This window comes from Nocardia sp. NPDC051030, assembly GCF_040683015.1.
Lineage (GTDB): Bacteria > Actinomycetota > Actinomycetes > Mycobacteriales > Mycobacteriaceae > Nocardia.
In genome coordinates, this window is the sequence record NZ_JBFBCD010000007.1 from 235181 (window position 1) to 254737 (window position 19557).

At 66.7% G+C, this 19557-nt stretch carries 18 protein-coding genes and 1 tRNA gene; 8 read left to right on the top strand and 11 right to left on the bottom strand.

Going from position 1 to position 19557, the window contains the following annotated elements; genetic code table 11:
- A complete protein-coding gene (locus tag AB0N05_RS24730) occupies window positions 1–576 on the bottom strand; it encodes an XRE family transcriptional regulator (RefSeq protein ID WP_364698207.1) in 576 nt (191 codons plus the stop codon).
- 75 nt (window positions 577–651) lie between these two features.
- Here AB0N05_RS24730 and AB0N05_RS24735 point away from each other — a divergent pair, with 75 nt between their 5' ends.
- Window positions 652–1371: an AzlC family ABC transporter permease gene (locus tag AB0N05_RS24735; RefSeq protein WP_364698208.1), complete on the top strand. Its 720-nt coding sequence runs from the start codon at window positions 652–654 to the stop codon at window positions 1369–1371.
- Window positions 1368–1685, top strand: coding sequence for an AzlD domain-containing protein (locus AB0N05_RS24740; RefSeq protein ID WP_364698209.1), 318 nt, complete (start codon window positions 1368–1370; stop codon window positions 1683–1685). Before AB0N05_RS24735 ends, AB0N05_RS24740 begins: the two co-directional genes overlap by 4 nt.
- Before the next feature lie 72 nt (window positions 1686–1757).
- Here the strand turns inward: AB0N05_RS24740 and AB0N05_RS24745 are convergent, their stop codons facing one another.
- From AB0N05_RS24745 to AB0N05_RS24780, 8 genes are all read right to left on the bottom strand, one after another.
- Complete coding sequence (locus tag AB0N05_RS24745; protein WP_364698210.1) at window positions 1758–2489, bottom strand: dienelactone hydrolase family protein; 732 nt, start codon at window positions 2487–2489, stop codon at window positions 1758–1760.
- Between the two features lie 91 nt (window positions 2490–2580).
- Entirely contained in the window at window positions 2581–3255 is a 675-nt protein-coding gene (locus AB0N05_RS24750; RefSeq protein WP_364698211.1) for a hypothetical protein, read from the bottom strand.
- Window positions 3256–3270: 15 nt separating this feature from the next.
- The gene (locus tag AB0N05_RS24755; RefSeq protein WP_364698404.1) at window positions 3271–3720 is read right to left on the bottom strand and encodes a thioesterase family protein; all 450 of its coding nucleotides are present in this window, start codon (window positions 3718–3720) and stop codon (window positions 3271–3273) included.
- A gap of 41 nt (window positions 3721–3761) precedes the next feature.
- Window positions 3762–8687, bottom strand: a complete 4926-nt coding sequence (locus tag AB0N05_RS24760; protein ID WP_364698212.1) for an NAD-glutamate dehydrogenase — start codon at window positions 8685–8687, stop codon at window positions 3762–3764.
- Window positions 8688–9010: 323 nt separating this feature from the next.
- Window positions 9011–10687, bottom strand: a complete 1677-nt coding sequence (gene ettA, locus AB0N05_RS24765; protein WP_364698213.1) for an energy-dependent translational throttle protein EttA — start codon at window positions 10685–10687, stop codon at window positions 9011–9013.
- A 10-nt stretch (window positions 10688–10697) separates the two neighbouring features.
- Window positions 10698–11144 (bottom strand): single-stranded DNA-binding protein, encoded by a 447-nt coding sequence (locus tag AB0N05_RS24770; RefSeq protein WP_364698214.1) that lies wholly within the window; start codon window positions 11142–11144, stop codon window positions 10698–10700.
- Between the two features lie 117 nt (window positions 11145–11261).
- Window positions 11262–12206, bottom strand: a complete 945-nt coding sequence (locus AB0N05_RS24775; RefSeq protein ID WP_364698405.1) for a threonine/serine dehydratase — start codon at window positions 12204–12206, stop codon at window positions 11262–11264.
- Window positions 12207–12217: 11 nt separating this feature from the next.
- Window positions 12218–14257, bottom strand: a complete 2040-nt coding sequence (locus AB0N05_RS24780) for a cytochrome c oxidase assembly protein (RefSeq protein WP_364698215.1) — start codon at window positions 14255–14257, stop codon at window positions 12218–12220.
- Between the two features lie 202 nt (window positions 14258–14459).
- Here AB0N05_RS24780 and AB0N05_RS24785 point away from each other — a divergent pair.
- A tRNA-Arg gene (locus AB0N05_RS24785) sits at window positions 14460–14533 on the top strand.
- Window positions 14534–14689: 156 nt separating this feature from the next.
- On the opposite strand, the gene AB0N05_RS24790 is transcribed toward AB0N05_RS24785, so the two are convergent.
- Window positions 14690–15268, bottom strand: a complete 579-nt coding sequence (locus AB0N05_RS24790; protein ID WP_364698216.1) for a hypothetical protein — start codon at window positions 15266–15268, stop codon at window positions 14690–14692.
- Window positions 15269–15311: 43 nt separating this feature from the next.
- On the opposite strand from AB0N05_RS24790, the gene AB0N05_RS24795 reads away from it, so the two are divergent.
- On the top strand, window positions 15312–15698 hold the full coding sequence (locus AB0N05_RS24795; RefSeq protein ID WP_364698217.1) for a MerR family transcriptional regulator: 387 nt from the start codon (window positions 15312–15314) through the stop codon (window positions 15696–15698).
- A gap of 48 nt (window positions 15699–15746) precedes the next feature.
- Here the strand turns inward: AB0N05_RS24795 and AB0N05_RS24800 are convergent, their stop codons facing one another.
- Window positions 15747–15974, bottom strand: coding sequence for a glyoxalase superfamily protein (locus tag AB0N05_RS24800; RefSeq protein ID WP_364698218.1), 228 nt, complete (start codon window positions 15972–15974; stop codon window positions 15747–15749).
- Between the two features lie 117 nt (window positions 15975–16091).
- On the opposite strand from AB0N05_RS24800, the gene AB0N05_RS24805 reads away from it, so the two are divergent.
- The 4 genes from AB0N05_RS24805 to AB0N05_RS24820 all read left to right on the top strand — a co-directional run bounded on the left by AB0N05_RS24805 (window position 16092) and on the right by AB0N05_RS24820 (window position 19465).
- The gene (locus AB0N05_RS24805) at window positions 16092–17015 is read left to right on the top strand and encodes an NADP-dependent oxidoreductase (protein WP_364698219.1); all 924 of its coding nucleotides are present in this window, start codon (window positions 16092–16094) and stop codon (window positions 17013–17015) included.
- Between the two features lie 10 nt (window positions 17016–17025).
- A complete protein-coding gene (locus AB0N05_RS24810) occupies window positions 17026–17757 on the top strand; it encodes an alpha/beta fold hydrolase (protein ID WP_364698220.1) in 732 nt (243 codons plus the stop codon).
- A gap of 250 nt (window positions 17758–18007) precedes the next feature.
- A complete protein-coding gene (locus AB0N05_RS24815; protein ID WP_364698221.1) occupies window positions 18008–18838 on the top strand; it encodes a 3'(2'),5'-bisphosphate nucleotidase CysQ in 831 nt (276 codons plus the stop codon).
- A gap of 30 nt (window positions 18839–18868) precedes the next feature.
- The gene (locus AB0N05_RS24820; protein WP_364698222.1) at window positions 18869–19465 is read left to right on the top strand and encodes an NAD(P)-binding domain-containing protein; all 597 of its coding nucleotides are present in this window, start codon (window positions 18869–18871) and stop codon (window positions 19463–19465) included.
- The last annotated feature ends 92 nt before the right edge of the window (window positions 19466–19557 follow it).

Below are 19557 nucleotides of genomic sequence, written 5' to 3' on the forward strand. Positions count from 1 at the left end.
TCAGCGGTATTCGCTGATGAGCAGGGCCCAGGTGCCGGGCTCGAGCGCCTCGAAGACGTGCGGCATATCGCCGGGATAGCCGATGTAGTCGCCGGGGTTCAGTTCCACCGGCGCTTCGGCCGGGCCGACCTTGGCGCGGCCCGCGCACAACACCACATGCTCGACCACGCCGTGAGTGTGCGGATCGGAGTCGCGCGGATGCCCCGGCTCGGCGGTGACCCGATAGACGTCACGCCGCGCATCGAGCGGTGAGGCCGCCAGCAGCGTGGTCCGATATTCCGATTGGGCGGAGGCGAGCACGGCGCCTTCTCCGGCCCGGATAACCTGAACCTGCGGACTCGGCGGATCCAGTAGCCGCGAGAACGGCACATCCAGGGCCGTGCACAGCGCCCACAGCGTCTCGATACTCGGATTGCCCGAGCCCGATTCCAGTTGGGACAGTGTCGATTTCGCGATCCCGGCGCGGCGCGCGACCTCGGTGAGCGACAGCCCGGAGCGCACGCGCTCACGGCGCAGGGCAGCGGCGATCGTCTCCTGCGGGGACGCGGCTGGGGGGTTGTCGTGCGGCTGGGTCATGACGGTTTCACAGATTACCGGGCCGTCGCGGGATGTCTTTGACGAACCTGCCTCCTTGTGTTCATTATAGTAGTCATGCGTTCGATATGGCGAACACTCGATCGGGGTGTGCTCACCGGTATTGCGGCGATCTGCCTTGCGGTCGCCATGATCGGCGTGTCCTATGGCGCCACCGCCGTCACGTCCGGATTCCCGGTCTGGCTGCCCATGCTGCTCAGCGTGGCCGTGGTCGCGGGGGGCTCCGAGTTCGTCTTCCTGGGGATTCTCACCGCGGGCGGCGGGCTGGTCGCGGCCGTGCTGGCGGGACTGCTCGTGAATGCCCGGCATCTCCCCTACGGCTTGTCCGTGCCCGACGTGGTCGGCACCGGCTGGCGACGACTGATCGGCACCCATGTCATGAACGACGAATCCGTCGCCATGGCCCTGGCTCAGCCCGATCGCGATCGCCGTCGCGCCGCGTACTGGCTCTGCGGGCTGGCCGTCCTCGCCGCATGGCCGATCGGCGCGGCCATCGGGGCAGGGCTCGGCTCGGTGGTTCCCGACCCGAACGCCTTCGGTCTGGACGCCATCTTCCCGGCCGTCCTCATCTCCCTGGTCCTGCCGGCCCTGCGCGAACCCGTCACTCGCACAGCGGCTCTCATCGGCGGAGCCGTCGCCGCGGTGACCACACCGTTCCTCGGAGCCGGACTGCCGGTCCTGCTGGCCTTGGTCGCCATCGTGTTCGTGGCCCACCGCACCGGGGACACTCCCGAGTCGGCCATCGCGGAACCCATCCCCGCCGAGGCCGCCTCATGACCAAGGCACTGCTGCTGGGTGCGATGGCACTCGCGGTGGGCACCTTCGCATTCCGTTTCGCGGGCCCGGTCCTGCGCAAGCGCATGCAGATCTCGCCGCGCGTGGTGAAACTGCTGGAGATCGCCTCGGTCGTGCTGCTCGCCGCGCTGGTCGTCACCACCCTGGTCCCGTCCGGCAATGGCAAGGCCGGAATGGCCCTGCCCGCAGGCGTTCTGGTGGCCGCCGTGCTCGCCTGGCGGCGGGTCCCGCTCCTGGTGGTCATTCTCAGTGCCGCGGTCACCACCGCCGGGCTGCGGTTCCTCGGCCTCGCCTGAGCGGATTCGACCCCGGCCTATCCTGAATTTCCCTGTCAGGCCGAACGTCCGGCAGCGCCGGACGCGGAATCGCTAGCGGTTTAGCAGATTCACCAGGCGGGACCAGGCGTCCTCCGCGTATTCCTCGCGGTACCAGTCGCGGCCGGGGTAGACGAAGCCGTGTGGGGCGTCCTCGTAGACGACGAGTTCGTGGTCGATGTTGTTGTCTGTGAGGGTCTTTTCGAGGAGAGCTCGGGCCTCGGCATCGATGAGCGGATCCAGGCCACCGAAGAATAGAAGTACCCGGCCGGTGATATCGGCGGTGGATTCGATGGTGGGTTCGGGGGTGGACAGCGGGATATCGGTGTTGGTGAGCCAGCCCGGGTAGAAGGCGGCCATGACATCCAGGGGGAGTTGGGTGGCGGCGTAGTACGCGACATGGCCACCGGCGCTGAAACCGACCATGCCGGTCGAGGTGGCTCCGAGACTCTTCAGTTCGTCGATGCAGGCGCTGATGTCGGCGACCACAGTGGGACGGGTCAGGGTTCGCAGCAGCGCCAAGCCGCGTTCGCGGCCCTCGTCGGTCCATTCAAGGGCGGCGCGGGGCTCGGAGCGGTGGAAGAGATCCGGCAGCAGGGCAATGGTTCCGAGGGCGGCCAGGCGTTCGGCCGCCGCCTGCACAGACTCGTGCTGGCCGTAGATCTCGTGGCCGACAATGATTCCCGGGTAGTCACCGGGGGTTTCGGGACGGGCAACGAAGGCGGCCATGGTCGTATCGCCGACCGTGATATCGATCCACTCGGTCACGATCGCATGTTCACTCATGCCACAAACCTAGTGAAGCCTGATATTTCGGACCAATCGAAGCGGTGATGCCGGGCATCGGAATTCCGATGGTCCGGCATCACCGTGGCGCTCAGCTGGTGAAGAGTGAGAGGCCTGGGCCGCGGCGGCGGGCCACCGAGCCGTAGCGGGCGTCGAGACGAAGCCAGGTCTGCGCGGCCCGGACCCGGACGATCTCGTCGGCCGGGATGCGGCGGGAATCGGTCTTCTCGCCCCCGTGCGGGATGAAATCCATTGCGGCGAGCGCGAAGACGACGCGCATGGGCACCTCTACCTGTTCGCTGCCGCCGGAAACGGTCAGGACCGTCTGGTCCAGCAGGGATGCGGGCGGGCCGTGCGAACTGCCGTGCTCCTGTGCCAGTTCGGCTCCGCGCTCGGCCAATTCGACGAGCATGCGGGCGGGCACGTCATCGATGTGGACGAAACCGGATTCCGGCGGCAGCGCGGTACGCCAGGCCGAGTCCATGGCGTAGCCCAGGTGGAAAGGTTCACCCGAGCCGGGGCCGTGCAGTCCCGACAGGATGGTGTCGCCACCCACCGTGATGTCATCGGTACCGAGCTCGGCCACCACGGTACGCACCGCGAGGGCCTCGAAACCGGTGGCGGCCCAAGCGGATACGTAGCGATCACCGCGCCGGCGCAGCCGGATGACTGCGGCCGGATCCAGCCGAACCGCATGCGAGAGGAAGGTGGCCAGGTTCTCGCGTTCGGCCGGATCCGGAATGTAGAGGGTGGATTGTCCCGACATCGTGTGGAGCTCGGGTCAGTCGGCCAGCCAGAGGGACAGGTAGTCGCGTTCCTCGGGGAGGAGGCGGCGTAGGCGCTGGGTGTCGATGTCGAAGGCGGCGAGCTGGGTGGAGGCGATTACCGCGGCCGGGGAATCCGGATCGGCATCGGCCGCCCGCACCTCGTAGGCGACGGTGAAGTCCACGGCGCGCAGCCGCTCGACCCACATGGACACGTCCAGCGGCGAATCCTCATGGCGCAGCTGACCCTTGTACTGCACGTGCAGATCGGCCAGCACGCAACCCGAGCGCAGCTTGACCGTCGGCCGGTCGTCGAGGAACAGCCACGGAATGCGGGCTTCTTCCAGCAAGGTCACCATGCGCGCATGGTTGATGTGCTGGAAGGCGTCCATATCCGACCAGCGCACCTCGACCTTGGTGTGAAAGCGCTTGGGCGTGCCGGGGAGTGGCTGCTCCCCGGCGCTCACCGTCTGTGCCTTGCCATGGCCGTTCAGCGATCCGACACTCGTCAACGCGGTACCTCCGATTGGGCACCCACCCCGCTGACCATGCTGCGCACCTGCCGCGCCGCAACCGACAGTGTGGCCAGGTCGTGGGTTCCGGATTCGAACAGTTCCGACAGGGCGGCGCGGGCGCGACCCAGCCGGGACTGATTTTTCGACTCCCAGTATGCAATTTTTTCCTCGGCCGTCTCCTCCGGGTCACCGGCGGAGAGCACATCGAGGGTGAGCGAGCGCAGCGAACCGTACATGTCGTCGCGCAGCGCGAGCCGGGCCAGCGCATGCCAGCGGTCGCCGCGTTCCAGGTGGCTGACCGCCTGCAACAGCCAGTCGATCTTGAGGTGGTCATTGAGCGCGTAGTACAGCGCGCCCACCTCGTCGCCACTGCGATCGGTGATATCGGCGATATCGATCACATCCAGCAGCGGGAAGAGGTTCAGCAGCCCGAACACCTCGGTCGCGAGCTCGGTCGGCGCGCCCTGGCCGATCAGCGCCTGCGACTGCTCGTTCAGGATGTCGATGTGGTGGCCGCGCAGCCAGCCCGGCACCTTGGGCGAGAGCGTCCGCACCCCTTGGGAATACCGGTTGATCTCCGCACCGACCGCGATGGGCTGCGGGCGATTATTGAGCAGCCAGCGCGAGGCGCGATCCAGGGTGCGCTTGGTCTCGAGTTCCAGCCCGTCCTTCATGGCGGTGGAGACCGCGGCGTCGCGAATCCGAGACCAGGTGGAGTGCAGCCCGAAGATCTGCGTCGCGGCGGTGAAGGCCCGCACCGAGTCCGAGGCGGTGGCCCCGATCTCCTCATTGAGCCGGTGCGCGTAGCTGATGCCACCCAGATCCACCATCTCGTTCACCAGCGTGGTGGTGGTGATCTCGCGGCGCAGCCGATGCTTCTTGATGGCCGCGCCGAAGCGGGTGCGCAGCGGTGTCGGGAAGTACTCCGGCAACCGCGCCGAGAAGTAGGCGGTGTCGGGCAGATCGGAGGCCAGCAGATCGGCCTTGAGCGAAAGCTTCACGTGCGCCATGAGATTCGACAGCTCCGGCGAGGTGAGGCCGATGCCCTGTTCGGTGCGCTGCTTCATCTCCATATCGCTGGGCAGGGCCTCCAGCTCGCGATCCAGGCCGCGGCGCTGCTCCAGATCCTCGATGACGCGCTTGTGCACATTCATCATTCGAGGGGCCTCGGCGCGTGACATGCCCATCAGATAGTTCTGGGAGACATTGTCCTGCAGGACGAGTGCGGCGACCTCATCGGTCATGGAGGCCAGCAGCGGATTGCGTTCGGCCTCCGCCAGCTGCCCGGCCGAGACCACGCCGTCGAGCAGGACCTTGATATTGACCTCGTGGTCCGAGCAGTCCACACCCGCGGAATTGTCCAGGGCGTCGGTGTTCATCTTGCCGCCGTGCCGGCAGAACTCGATGCGGCCCAGCGCGGTCGCGCCGAGATTGCCGCCCTCGCCGATCACCTTGACCCGCAGGTCGTTCGCGTTCACCCGGACCGCGTCATTGGACTTGTCGCCCACGTCGGCATTGGTCTCGGTGCTGGCCTTGATGTAGGTGCCGATACCGCCGTTCCACAGCAGACCGACCGGGGCCTTCAGGATGGCGCGGATCATCTCCGGCGGGGACAGCGCGGCGATGCCATCAGCCAAACCCAGTGCCTTGCGGGCCTGCTCGCTGACCGGGATCGACTTCACGGTCCGGTCGTAGATGCCGCCGCCCTCGCTGATCAGGGAGCGGTCGTAGTCGGCCCAGGACGAGCGCGGCAGCGCGAACATGCGCTCGCGCTCGGCGAAGGAGGACTCCGCCCGCGGATCCGGGTCGATGAAGATGTGCCGGTGATCGAAGGCGGCCACCAGGCGGATGTGCTCGGAGAGCAGCATGCCGTTGCCGAACACGTCGCCACTCATATCGCCGACACCGACGACGGTGAAATCTTGGGTCTGGGTGTCGATATCCATCTCGGCGAAGTGCCGCTTCACCGATTCCCACGCACCGCGGGCGGTGATGCCCATGGCCTTGTGGTCATAGCCCGCCGAACCACCGGAGGCGAAGGCGTCACCCAGCCAGAAACCGTATTGCTGGGCAACACCATTGGCGATATCGGAGAAGGTCGCGGTGCCCTTGTCCGCGGCGACCACCAGGTAGGTGTCGTCCCCGTCGAGGCGGCGCACCCGCGCGGGCGGGACGACGTCACCGGAGGCGCGGTCCACATTGTCGGTGATATCGAGCAGGCCGGAGATGAAGGTGCGGTAGCAGGCAATGCCCTCGGCCTGCAAGGCCTGACGGTCGGACACCGGATCGGCGGTCGCGGCCGGGGGCTGCTTCACCACGAAGCCGCCCTTGGCGCCGACCGGGACGATGACCGCGTTCTTCACCGCCTGCGCCTTGACCAGGCCCAGGATCTCGGTGCGGAAGTCCTCCAGGCGATCCGACCAGCGCAGCCCGCCGCGCGCGACCGGACCGAAGCGCAGGTGCACGCCCTCGACCCGCGGCGAATACACGAAGATCTCGAATTGCGGCCTGGGCTTGGGCAATTCGGCGATCTCCTGCGGTTCCACCTTGAACGACAGGTAATCCCGCGAGCGGCCCTCGGCGTCGAGCACGTAGTAGTTGGTGCGCAGGGTCGCCTTGATCAACCCGAGGATGGCGCGCAAGATGCGGTCGGCGTCCAGGCTGACCACCTCATCGATGCTGTGGCGTACCGCAGCGTCCAGGTCACGGGCCTGCTCCTCATTGGCGGAGTCGGGATCGAAGAGCGCGGCGAACAGGTCCACGAACATGCGGGCCGCGTCCGGATAGGCCAGCAGCACACGTGTGATGTTCGCCTGGCTGTACGGGAAACCGGCCTGCTGCAAGTACTTCGCGTAGGCACGCAGTATGGAGACCTTGCGCCAGTACAGTCCGGCGCGCAGTACCAGCTCATTGAGGCCGTCCGCTTCGGCGCGGCCGAACCAGAGCGCGTCGAAGGCCTCGGTGAAGCGTTCGCGTAAACCGCGCACATGGGCGTCGAGGACGTCCAGGCGGGCGGCGCTGGATCCGGCTGCCCCGCCACGGATCTCGACCAGTTCGGCATCCATATCGCGATCCAGCGCGCCACGCATGAGATCGGGCCGGGCGAGCAGGCCGAAATCGTAGATCCATTGCTCCGGACCATGATCCAGCTCGAGCTGGTGCGGCCGCTCGTCCACCACCTCCACGCCGAGGCTCTGCAATACCGGCAGCACCTGGCTCAGTGAGATGCCGCTGCCGCCGATGTACAGGGTGAAACGCCAGGAGCCGGGTGCGGAATCCGCTCGGCGGTACAGGTATTGGTCGATGCCGCCGTCCGCGAGCCCCTGGAGCCGGACGATATCGGCCAGGGCGCGAGTGGACCCGAAATCCTCCTTGTAGCTTTCCGGGAGGGCGTCGGCGTAGCGCTGCACCACGGCCGGGTCCAGCACGGTGGAGGTGGCGACCTCATCGCGCAGGTGGTCGTCCCAGGTGTGGCTGGCCTCGGCGAGCAGGTGCTGGATGCGCAGCCGGTTGGGTTCCTCGGTATCGGCCGCGCCGCCCTGATCGGGCATGCGGACCGTGAAATACACACTGGCGAGGTCACTTTCGGACACCCGCGCGGAATAGTCGATGGATTCGCCGCCGAGTTCGCGGACCAGGATCTCCTGCATTTCCAGGCGGACCGCGGTGGTGTATCTATCTCGCGGCAGATACACCATGCAGGCGACGAAGCGGCCGTAGCCGTCCATGCGCATGAACAGCCGAACCTGCCGCCGCATACCGACATTCAGGACCGCACCGGCGGTGCGCCGCAGGGTCTCCCCGTCGGAGGAGAACAGTTCGGTGCGCGGGAAGGACTGGATGACCTCGAGCATCTCCTGGCCGGAGAAGGAGTCCAGATCGAAGCCACTGGTCTCGATGATGGACCGGACCCGGCGTTCGATGACCGGGATATCGAGCACGTTCTCGTGCAGGGCATTGACGGTGAAGACGCCGATGAACAGGTGCTCGCCGACGACCGCGCCGGCCTCGTCCATCTCGGCGACGCCGACGAAGTAGGGGTAGACGGCCCGGTGCACGGTGGCCGGGACCAGGCCCTGGGTGAGCATGAGCAGCGGCTGGTCGCCGCTGTTGTCGGGCACCCGGAAGTCGGTGCCGACATTGGGGCGCAGCACGCCGAGGCTGCTCTCCGGGACGATGACGGACTTGGCCTGCCCGCCGACCGTGCTGCGCTCGTAGCGCGCGTAGCCGAGCACGGTGAAGTTGCCGTCGGCCAGCCAGCGCAACAGGTCCGCGCAATCGGTGAGATCCGTTGCGGCGAAAGGTGATTTGCCCGCTTGGGCGGCGGCCTCGAGTTCGACCGCGACGCTGCCCTGGGCCTCGCGCATGGCCTCGGTGTCCTCGATGACGCGGCGCACATCGGTGAGCACGTCGGGCAGCGAGGTCTCGATCCGGCGCAACTGCTCCCGACTGGTGGCGGGGTGCAGCTGGATGTGCATCCAGGATTCCCGCAGGCCGGTGGCGCCATTGCCATCCACCTCGTGCGGGACCGCGGTCTCGAGGCGGCCGTCGGCGTCACGGGTCACCTCGAAGATGGGGTGCACCACCTCGCTGACGCTGACGCCGATGCGGCTCAGCGATGAGGTGACCGATTCGACCAGCAGCGGCATGTCCTTGGTGACCAGCTGCACGGCCACGCCGAGACTGGCTTCATCGTCGGCGTGATAGACCCGCACATTGGCGATGCCGGGGGTGCGCTGGATCGCGAGATCCACATGGCAGCGGAAGATCTGGGTGGAAGTCGCGGGGATCGCGCAGTCCGCATCGCCGGCGTCGACGTGTCGAAAATACGCCTCCTCCAGAGCAACCAAGTTGCCACGCAGCGAGGCGGGCAAACTCGCAGCCCAGGCCGCGCTAGACAATTCGGACGAGACGGTCATTTCGCCAACTCCTCGGATTCGGTTCCGTAACAAAGCGACGCCGGGTCCGAGAGTAGCTGGACGCGGAGGGTCCTGCTCTGAATTCCTGTCAATGCTGCGCCGCGTCGCACAGTTCGGACCAAACGGACGGTACGGCGCGCACCGTGCCTGAACGGAATCGCCAGGTCGAGTACGACAAACCTTGCACCTGAACGGATTTCACGCAGTTTTGCGTACGCGAAACCGCCGAGTTCGCTATTCGATAGCCGTTCATCCGGGGGCCACCGTAGTGGCCCCCAGATGAGTAGTCGGAGCGGTTGCCGGGAAAGTTCCCCGGCATCCGGTTATCCGCGAGTGAGCTTGCGATGGGTGACGCGGTGCGGGCGCGCCGCCTCCGGACCCATGCGCTCGATCTTGTTGGCCTCGTACGCCTCGAAGTTGCCCTCGAACCAGAACCACTTGGCCTCGTTGTCCGAGTCACCCTCCCAGGCCAGGATGTGGGTGCAGGTGCGGTCCAGGAACCAGCGATCGTGGGAGATGACCACGGAGCACCCGGCGAAGTTCTCCAGCGCGTTCTCCAGCGAGCCCAGGGTTTCGACGTCGAGGTCGTTGGTGGGCTCATCGAGCAGGATCAGGTTGCCGCCCTGCTTGAGGGTCAGTGCCAGGTTCAGGCGGTTGCGCTCACCACCGGAGAGCACACCGGCCGGCTTCTGCTGGTCCGGGCCCTTGAAGCCGAACGCGGAAACATAAGCGCGGGAAGGCATTTCCTGATTGCCGACCTGGATGAAGTCCAGCCCCTCGGAAACGACCTGCCACACATTCTTCTGCGGGTCGATGCCGGAGCGGTTCTGGTCGACGTAGCTCAGCTTGACGGTGTCACCGACGCGCACCATGCCGCTGTCCGCGTTCTCCAGGCCGACAATGGTCTTGAACAGCGTCGACTTACCGACACCGTTCGGGCCGATGACGCCGACAATGCCGTTGCGCGGCAAGGTGAACGACAGATCCTTGATGAGCTGACGATCGCCGAATCCCTTGTCCAGGTTCTCGACCTCGACGACCACACTGCCCAGACGCGGACCGGCCGGGATCTGGATCTCCTCGAAGTCCAGCTTCCGCATCTTGTCGGCCTCGGCGGCCATCTCCTCGTACCGGCCGAGACGAGCCTTGTTCTTGGCCTGACGGGCCTTGGCGCCGGAGCGAACCCAGGCCAACTCCTCCTTGAGGCGCTTCTGCAGCTTCTGGTCCTTCTTGCCCTGGACCTCGAGCCGTTCGGCCTTCTTCTCCAGGTAGGTGGAGTAGTTGCCCTCGTACGGGAAGGTGCGGCCGCGGTCGAGCTCGAGGATCCATTCCGCGACATTGTCGAGGAAGTACCGGTCGTGGGTGACGGCCAGGACGGCGCCCTGGTAGGAGGCGAGGTACTGCTCCAGCCACAGCACGGACTCCGCGTCCAAGTGGTTGGTGGGCTCATCGAGCAGCAGCAGGTCGGGCTTGCTCAGCAGCAGCTTGCACAGCGCGACGCGGCGGCGCTCACCACCGGAGAGGTTGGTGACCGGCTCGTCCGGCGGCGGGCAGCGCAGCGCGTCCATGGCCTGCTCGAGCTGGGAGTCGATATCCCAGGCATCGGCGTGGTCGAGGTACTCCTGGAGCTGGCCCATCTCGTCACCGAGCTCGTCGGTGTACTCGACACCCATGAGCTCGGCGACCTCGTTGTAGCGGTCCAGCTTGACCTTGACCTCGCCGAGGCCCTCCTCGACATTGCCGCGAACGGTCTTTTCCTCGTTCAGCTCCGGTTCCTGCATGAGGATGCCGACCGTGGCGCCGGGGGCGAGCCAGGCATCGCCGTTGTTCGGCTGGTCCAGTCCCGCCATGATCTTCAGCACACTCGACTTACCGGCGCCGTTCGGGCCGACGACACCGATCTTCGCGCCGGGAAGGAAGTTCAAGGTCACATTGTCGAGCACGACCTTGTCGCCATGCGCCTTTCGAACCTTGATCATCTGATAAATGAACTCAGCCATATGGGCAAGCCTAACTGTGTTGAGTTGCCGGTTCACCGGCAGCGTCGGGTTCTGTGTTCTGGTCTGGTGCGGGCTCGGCCGGCTCGGCTCGGCCGAAGTGTTTGCGCTGCACCGGGGCGGTGCAGCGGCCCAGGTCCGGGCCCAGGGCGAGGGCGCGCATCTCGAGATCGCTGCGCTCCTTGCCATCACGGCCGGTGTACTCGTTCGACCGCAGTTGGCCGTAGGCGATGATCGGGTCGCCGCGCTGCAATGAGGCCTCGACGCCCTCCACCAGCTTTCGCCAGCAGTTGACCGTGAGATACAGCGTGCCGCTATCTACCCAGTCGCCCCGTGCGGAATCGTAGCGGCGGGAGTTGCTGGCCATTCGGAAGGTGACCAGCTGGTCGCCATTCGGGAGGTCACGCCGCGTCGGGTGGGTGGCCACCCGTCCGATCACCGCTGTGTTCGCCTCGTACATCGCCGTCCCCCTTGCTGTTTCGCGTTGCGAGCTGTCAGTGCATCCAGCCTGACCTGCCCACGAGCAGCGCAACAGCCCCAGTTCGGCGATTGGGGATAACTTTCGTGATGTGAATAACTAGAGAGTCGCAAGATCGGTATTGGCGCCGCAGAGCACCACCACCGGCCGCTCCCCCGCCTCCGGCACGTACGCGCCACTCTGGATGGCGGCCACCGCCGTCGCCCCGGCGGGCTCGACCACGATCCGGAACTCGCGCCACAGATACTCCCGCGCCATCACAATCGCATCGTCGGTGACCAGCAGCGATCGCACCGAATACCGCTGCGCGACCTCCATGGCGATCTCGCCGATTCGAATGGCGCCCAGCGCATCCGAGGCCACGCTGGACACATCGACATCCACCGGACGCCCCGCGGCCAGCGCGGAGTGCAGCGTCGCCGCACCGTGCGGTTCGACCCCGATCACCCGGCCCCGCAGCCCGAACGCCACCGCGACCCCGGCCACCAGCCCGCCGCCGCCGACCGCGACCAGCACCGGCGGCCGCCCGCGCACCTGCTCCTCGATCTCCAGACCGACCACGCCCGCACCGGCCACTATGGCGGGCAGGTCATAGGCGTGCAGCTGCATGGCCCCGCGCTCGGCGGCCAGCTCACAGGCGAATCGATTGGCCTCGGCGTAAGTCGTTCCGTGCCACAGCACTTCGGCCCCGTGCGACCACATGGCCGCCACCTTGGTATGCGGCGCGGATTCCGGCACCACCACGGTGCACGAAAGCCCGCGCAGCGCACTGGCCATGGCCGCGGCGATGCCCGCATTACCGCTGGAGGCAATGACCACGCTGGTCGTTCGGGGCGGTGCGGCCAGCAGTGCATTGAGGCAGCCGCGCACCTTGAAGGTACCGCCATGCTGGAGATGCTCGAGCTTCAGCGTGACCGGGACCGGGCCGCGCGGGCCCAGGATCTCGGTGTGGAAGACGGGGGTCTTGCGAACGTGACCACGCAGCACACGGCGGGCCTGTCGGACATCGGATCGATAGAGCCGCTTGTATTTCCGAGTCGCCATGGCGGCGTCGATCACTTGCGTACCTCTCGATCACGCCGGGCCAGCTCGGCGTACATGGCGTTGTACGCGGTCAATTCCGCGTCATCGTCGCGATCGGCGGCGCGATCGATCCGGGTCTGCAACTTCTTGTCGCTGCGCGACCATTGGATGAGAAGCGCGAGCATCACCACCACCAGCGGCACTTCACCACTGGCCCACGCGAGGCTACCGCCCGTGTGCTGATCATCGAGCAGATTGTTGTTCCAGCCCAGGCCGAGCGCGCGATAGAACCAACCACCCAGCACGGTGTTCATGCTCATCAGCGCGATACCGAAGAAGGCGTGGAAGGGCAGCGATCCGAACACCATTCCCAGCTTCGTGAGCGGCTCCACCTGGCGCGGCTTCGGATCGATGCCGATGACCACCCAATAGAAGAGGTAGCCGCTGAGCAAGAAGTGCACATTCATCAGCAGGTGCGCGCCGTGCGAGCCGACGAACTTGTCGAAGATGCCGCCCAGATAGAGCGCGTAGAAACCGGCCACGAAGAAGACCGCCGCCACCACGGGCTGGGTCATGAAGCGCGACACCGGATTGTGCACAGCGGCCAGGATCCATTCGCGCGGCCCGGGAGCCTTCCCCTTACCGGCCGGTGGGATTGCCCGCAGCGCCAGCAAAACCGGCCCGCCGAGCGCGAACAGGATCGGCGCGAGCATGGACAGCATCATGTGCTGGGCCATATGCACGCTGAACATGGCCGGGGAGTACCGGCCGACACCGGAGCTGGTGGCGAACAACAGCACCGCGCACGCCGACATCCAGGCAATGGTCCGTCCGACCGGCCAGGCATCCCCGCGCTTGTGCATCCGTCGCACGCCGCGCGCGTAAACAACAGCCAGCACGATGGCGAGCGTGCCGAAGATCAGATCGAAGCGCCAGTCGAACAGCAGGCGCGGCAGGGTCGGCGGGCCGGACAGGTTGTAGCCGATCTCCACCTCCGCCGGGGTCGGGACCGTGCGCAGTTCCGGCGGCGGGGTACGGCCCAGGCCCACGGCAAGTCCCACGGTCGCGGCGAAGACGAGCGCCTCGACTCCGGCGAATCGGATCAGCGCGCCCCGATCGGTCGGATCCTTCTCCAGCGCGGGCAGCGCGCGCCGCCGCTGCAGGAACCCGATGCAGCCGAGCATGATCAGAGCCGCGGTCTTGGCCAGCACCAGCCGCCCGTAATTGGTGTCGAACAGATCCGACACCGGCACCCGCACATAGGCATTGATCACACCGCTGATCGCGATCACCACGAATGAGACGGTCGCCACCCGCGAGAACCGGCGGGTGGCCAGCGCGGTGTATTTGCCGTCACGCAGCGCGTAGGCGAGCACCGCGAACAGCCCGCCCACCCAGAAACACGCGGCCAACAGATGCAGGATCAGGCTGTTCGTGGCGATATCGTGCGCGCCGCCGGAGGACGAATGCCCGGTCAGCGCGACCGGCAGCAGCGAAACGATGCCCAGCACCAGCAGCACCGGCGTCCAGCCCCAGCGCAGCGCCAACCGGCACCCGACCGCGAGCGCCAGCACGAAGAACACAGTGAACCGCCACGACCCGGCCACATCGACCTGATCCGCGGCACGCCACACCGACTCCGGCCGCAGCGATTTCATGAACGGTTGCCCGGTGGTGTCCGACAATGTCAACGGCACCAGCAGCGCGGCCGCCGCCGCCCACACGACCGCGGCGTTCCCGGCGCGTCGCAGCGCCCGATAACCCCCCACATCGAGCAGCCCATTCGCCTGCGGCGGCACGAAAAACGCCGCGAACACCAGCGATCCAATGCACAGCGCCGCCGAAAGATCAGCAATAGCCCGCATGGCAGGCAACCCATAAGTGGTCAACGGCCCCGGATCCGGAATCCCCAGCAGACTCAACGCCTGCGACGCCGACAACCCGACCACCAGCGCCGCCACCACCGCGGCCATCGCCCCGCCCAACGCGGTAACCGCCGCGAACGTCGTCCCCGAACCCGACCGTTTCACCTGAACATCCGTTGCTACGGGCGGGTCCTGCGCTGACGACATAACCCAAGCGTAGTTCGGAGTAACGGTCCGAACTCCCCGGGGGTTTACGGTCCTCCGGTCCGCTGCAACGCCCTCCCACGCCGAACAGTTGCCAGCCGACCACCCCAACCCAATCTGGACGCTCGCTATACTCAATGCGCTGGACACCGAGATCGATATGCGCCATCGTGTTTGATGGCCGCATCACCACGATGCCCGCAATGCCTCCGTAGCTCAGTTGGATAGAGCAAGGGCCTTCTAATCCCTAGGTCGCAGGTTCGATTCCTGCCGGGGGCGCTTTTGGGTGCAACCTGCGCGCACAGCGCCAGGTTGACACATACCCATATCAATCCCCTCTCAAACACCTAGGGATTGTCGGCCGGGCACCGAAGGCTTCCTGCTTCGAGCCGACGTTTGCGCTCCTTATCAACCGCATCATCCCCAGGGCTCGCTCTAGGATTGAGCCCATGTCGGGGACCTTCGAGTGGGCCCGCCGGACAATGTCCAGCCCGAACCGATCACCGTCGACATCTCTGGCGCAAGCTCCCCGAGGAATTCTGTCGTCTCGTGGAGGTGGCAAATGGAGATGCCGCCCGCTGCGAACCACCTACACGCGCACACGCACAGATGGTCACATCGCCGCACTCTGACGTCACGATCCGCCACACAGCTGTTACTGGGTGTCGGCATCCGGATTCTGGATGCGGACGAAGTAGTTGTGCCCGAGACCATAGAAGTCGTCAAGCTGGAGTATTGGATGCCGTTGTACTGCTTGTCCACAGTGGTCAGGCTGTAGTTGGCGGTGAGCACGTTGCGAAGGTCCGACGGCAGCTGCGATAGGCCGCCCTGCGGATGAAAGTTGTTGCCGAACAGCGCGCGCACGGCGCCGCGGCGTAGGTGCTCGAGCTCGCTGGCGCGCATTCCCGACAGGTAGGCGATCGTGATGTAGCAGGCCCCCTGAAGCATTCGGCCAAGCTCGGGCGCGCTGTGGGCGCGGGCGCGCCGACCTACCGCGGCCAGCATCGACATCACCCGGCTGGACGTTCGGGTGCCGCGTCGTCATACAGTCTCGAGGATGCGGATCGGTGAGCTGTCCAGGCGCACAGGCGTGAGTCCACGCTCGCTGCGGTACTACGAGGAGCAGGGCTTGTTGACCAGCTCGCGGTCCGAGGCGGGGCAGCGGCACTATTCCGACGCCGAGGTCGAGCGTGTCGTGCTCATCCGCCAGATGTTCGACGCGGGGATGTCCAGCCGGGTGATCACGTCGGTGCTGCCGTGCGTGGAGACCCCCGGTGATCAGGGCATCGTCGAGATGGCGTTCGAGACGATGGTGCGCGAGCGCGACCGGATCGATGCTGACATCGCACATCTGATCCAGACGCGGGATGCGCTCGATGTACTGATCGACGCGAATGCCCGGCATCGGGCGGAATTCTCCACCGCGTCGGAAGCGGTCACCTAGTTGTTGCGGGCGTGGCATTGTCACGGATGGTGCTTTGCCCGCGCGGTTCTAGGCGGTGATTTGGCAGAAGCGGATCGTGTTGGAGAACGGGTCGATGACCTCCATGGTGGGCCCGCCTGGTGAGTCGACGTCGATGCCGGGGTTCATCCGCTCGTATCCGGTGGCATGGAGTTCTTCGCGCCACGCGGCGATGTCGCTGATCGGTACCCATACGTCGAACCGGGGGTGCCGTCTCCGTGGTCCAGACGACTCCCGATTCAGCAGTCGCCGTGACATGGCCCGTCCGCTGCTATGACCTGTCTCTCACTTGGTTGCCCTTCACGTCAATGTGAGGGGTGAGTATTGGTCGCAGGCCCGGAACCGCCGGGCCGGTCACACGAGAGGCGGCGGAAAATGGGGCAGGCGTGGGGTTTCGACAAGTACGGCGGGCCAGAGGTACAGGAGTTTTTCGAGCGTCCCGACCCGGTCCCGGGACATGGTGAGGTGCTGATCCGGGTCGGCGTCGCCGGGGTGAATCCCCTCGATTACCTGCTGCGCGCGGGTCTGGTTCCCGGTCTCGACGGCGGGCGTCCCTTTCCTCTTGTGCTGGGCATGGAAGCGGCGGGAACGGTGCTGGAGCTGGGCGAGGGCGTCGACGGGCTCGAGGTCGGCGACGCGGTCTTCGGTTTCGCACTGACCGGCGGCGGCACCTACGCCGAGACGACGGTGCTCGCCGCCGACAGCGCCGCACGCATCCCGGCTGGCCTGTCCGCGACGGTGGCAGCAACCCTGCCGGTGGCCGGGACGACCGCGGTGGATGTGCTCGACCAGCTCGATCTCGAGGCCGGTGCCACGATCCTGGTCAACGGTGTCGGCGGTGGGGTCGGCCTCGCCGTTGCCCGGCTGGCCCGTGCGCGCGAACTGCGAGTGATCGGCACTGGGAGCTCCGCCAAACGCGAGCACGCCGAAGCCCTCGGGGTGCGGTTCATCGACTACGCCGCCGCCGACGTTGTCGCCGCCGCACGTGAGCTGGTCCCGGACAGGGTCGACGGAATCATCGACCTGGTAGGAGGCGCCGCGCTGCGAGCAGTCGCTCCGCTGGCCCGCAGCGCCCGCGACATCATCGCGGTGGGTGATGCTTCGGTGACCGATATCGGTGGGCGTTTCGTCGAGCGTCGCCTCGACCGCGAGAACCTCGCGCGGTCCGCCCGGCTTGCCCTCGACGGCGTTCTCGCGCCGGTGATCACCGCGGTCTATCCGCTCTCCGACGCCCCCGCCGCCCTCGCCGCCGTCGAAAACGGCCATGCCACAGGAAAAGTCGTCATCAAAGTGACATGAGAAGTCGACCGTGTTCTCACACGGCAACGGATGGTCGATGGACGGCTACGAACCGCTCGTCGACCGATGGGCCGCAGCAGGATTCGTTGTCGTGCAGCCAACGCACCTGGACTCCCGACGTCATGGCATCGGTTTCGACAACCCGATCTTCGGCACCATCTGGCGGGTCCGCATCGCCGACCTGCACGCGGTGCTCGACAACCTCGACGACATCCTCGCCCGCGCCGCAGGACTGGACGCTCGAATCGACCACGACCAGGTCGCCGTCGTCGGGCACTCGTGGGGCGCTCAGACCGCCGGTACCTTGCTGGGCGCACGTGTGCTCGACTCCGACGGCAACGCGGGCGAGGACTTCACCCATGCCGCGGTCAAGGCCGGCGTACTGATCGCGGCGACCGGTACCGGGGACACGCTCACCCCGTTCGCGGCCGAGCACCTGCCCTTCATGAGGCCGGACTATTCGGCCATGAGCACGCCGACGCTCGTCATCGCGGGCGGCAAGGACCAATCGGCGATGTCCACCCGTGGGCCGGACTGGTTCACCGACGCCTACCACTTCAGCCCGGGTGCCAAGAGCTTGCTTACCATCGCCACCGACGAGAATCCGGCTCGTGTCGCACTCGTCGCGGATGCGGTCTCCGCATATCTCCTCGACACCTTCGACCACGACTACGCACGCTGGGCCGGTCTTTCCGCAACTGCTGCCGTCGGCGACGAAGCCTTCAGCGTCGACGACAAGTAGCGCCCTTTCCCGGGCGCCCGCCGGTCCGGGTGGGCCTGCCCCGCATCCGAATCACGCACGACCTCAAGCATCTTTGCTTGATGGCGTGCGTGATTCGCTGAGATCAAATCCAGTTGCATGAAAGTCAATCCAACAGTGTTTTACATGCACTTGTGGTTAATGGTTCGCGATTTTAATGTTTGTGACGCAGGCGAACGGAACACGGTTTCGCCTGATCCGCTCGATCACCCCCTCAGATGGGAGCACCACCATGTCCGAGTCGGTTCAGACCACCGGAATTGCCGCGACCGGCACCTCGGCCGAGGCCGACCTGCTGGCACAGACCGCGGATGCCGTGCGTGCGGCGGGTTCGGTGCTGCGGGAGCGGTTCGGCGATGTGGTTCGCTACCGGACTCGCGAAGAACTGATGAGCGCGCTCGCCGTCAACGACGACGCGGCGCTCGAGGTGCTGCGCCCCCGCCTCGCCCTCCTGCGGCCGGAGGCCAGCTTCGTGGAGGACGAGCTCGCGGGCGGGGCCCTGCCCGATGGTGAGTGGTGGGTGGTGGATCCGGCAGAGGGCAATGTCAACCACCTGCACGCCCTGCCGGAGTGGGCGGTGACAGCCACGCTCGTGCGCGACAACCAGCCGGTGCTCACCGTCGTCCACCTGCCGTTGACCGGTGAGACCTACACCGCGCTCGCCGGCGCCGGCGCGCACGTCGACGGACGCCCGCTGCGCGTGTCCGAGACCGAGGACCTCGGCCTCGGCCTCGTGGCGACGAGCCAGGCGCGACCCGACGAGGACGAGCGGGTCGTGCGGCGCATCGGCGCCTCCATCACCGCGATGCTGTTCGACGCGCTCGTGGTACGGACCTCCGTGCCCGCCACCCTGCACCTGGTGAACGTGGCCGCCGGGCGGATCGATGCGTTCTGGCAGTTCGCCGGTGCCCGCGCGGACCTGCTGCCAGGGGCGTTGCTCGTCACCGAGGCGGGCGGACAGATCTCCGACGCGCAGGGTCGTCCCTGGACTCCGCAGAGCGAGTCCTTCCTCGCCGCCGCCCCCGGCGTGCACGCCGCAGCCGTCACCACGCTGTCGCGCTAACTCCCCACACACACGAAAAGGACTATTGACATGACCATGATCGCAGTTCTCGGAAACGGCCGCGTCGGCGGCAATCTCGCCAAGGCCCTCACCCTGTCCGGTCACGAGGTGACCGTGGTCGACCGCGAACCCGGCGCTGCCGCGGCTGCCGCCCAGACGGCGCGGATCGTCATCAACGCCACCCCGGGTGTCGGTTCGCTGGAACGACTCACCGCGCTGCGCGAGGAGCTTCGGGGCAAGATCCTCGTCGACGTCTCCAACGCCACCATCGACGGACCCGACGGGCTGCCCGGCGATCTGATGTACCCCGGCTCGAGCCTGGCCGAACAACTCCAGCAAGCGCTCCCCGAAACGCGCGTGGTGAAGACGCTCAACACCATGCTCTTCCCGGTGATGACCGCGCCCGCCGCGCTCGATCAGCCGCCGACCGTCTTCCTCTCCGGCCAGGACCCGGAGGCCAAGCAGGACGTCCGCGGGCTCCTCATCGACCTCGGCTGGCAGCAGGAGTGGATCACCGACCTCGGCGGAATCGAGACCGCCCGCGCCACCGAGGCCGCGATCCTGTTCGTACCACACGTGATCCGGTCCAGCGGGTTCGCCCCTTTCGCCATCTCGATCGCCCGCTGACAGCCCGAGACAGCTCGTCCGGCAGGGCGACACCAGCCGACACTTGCACAAGTGTCGGCTGGTGTCGTTCGGGACCGGTCGTCACGCCGCGC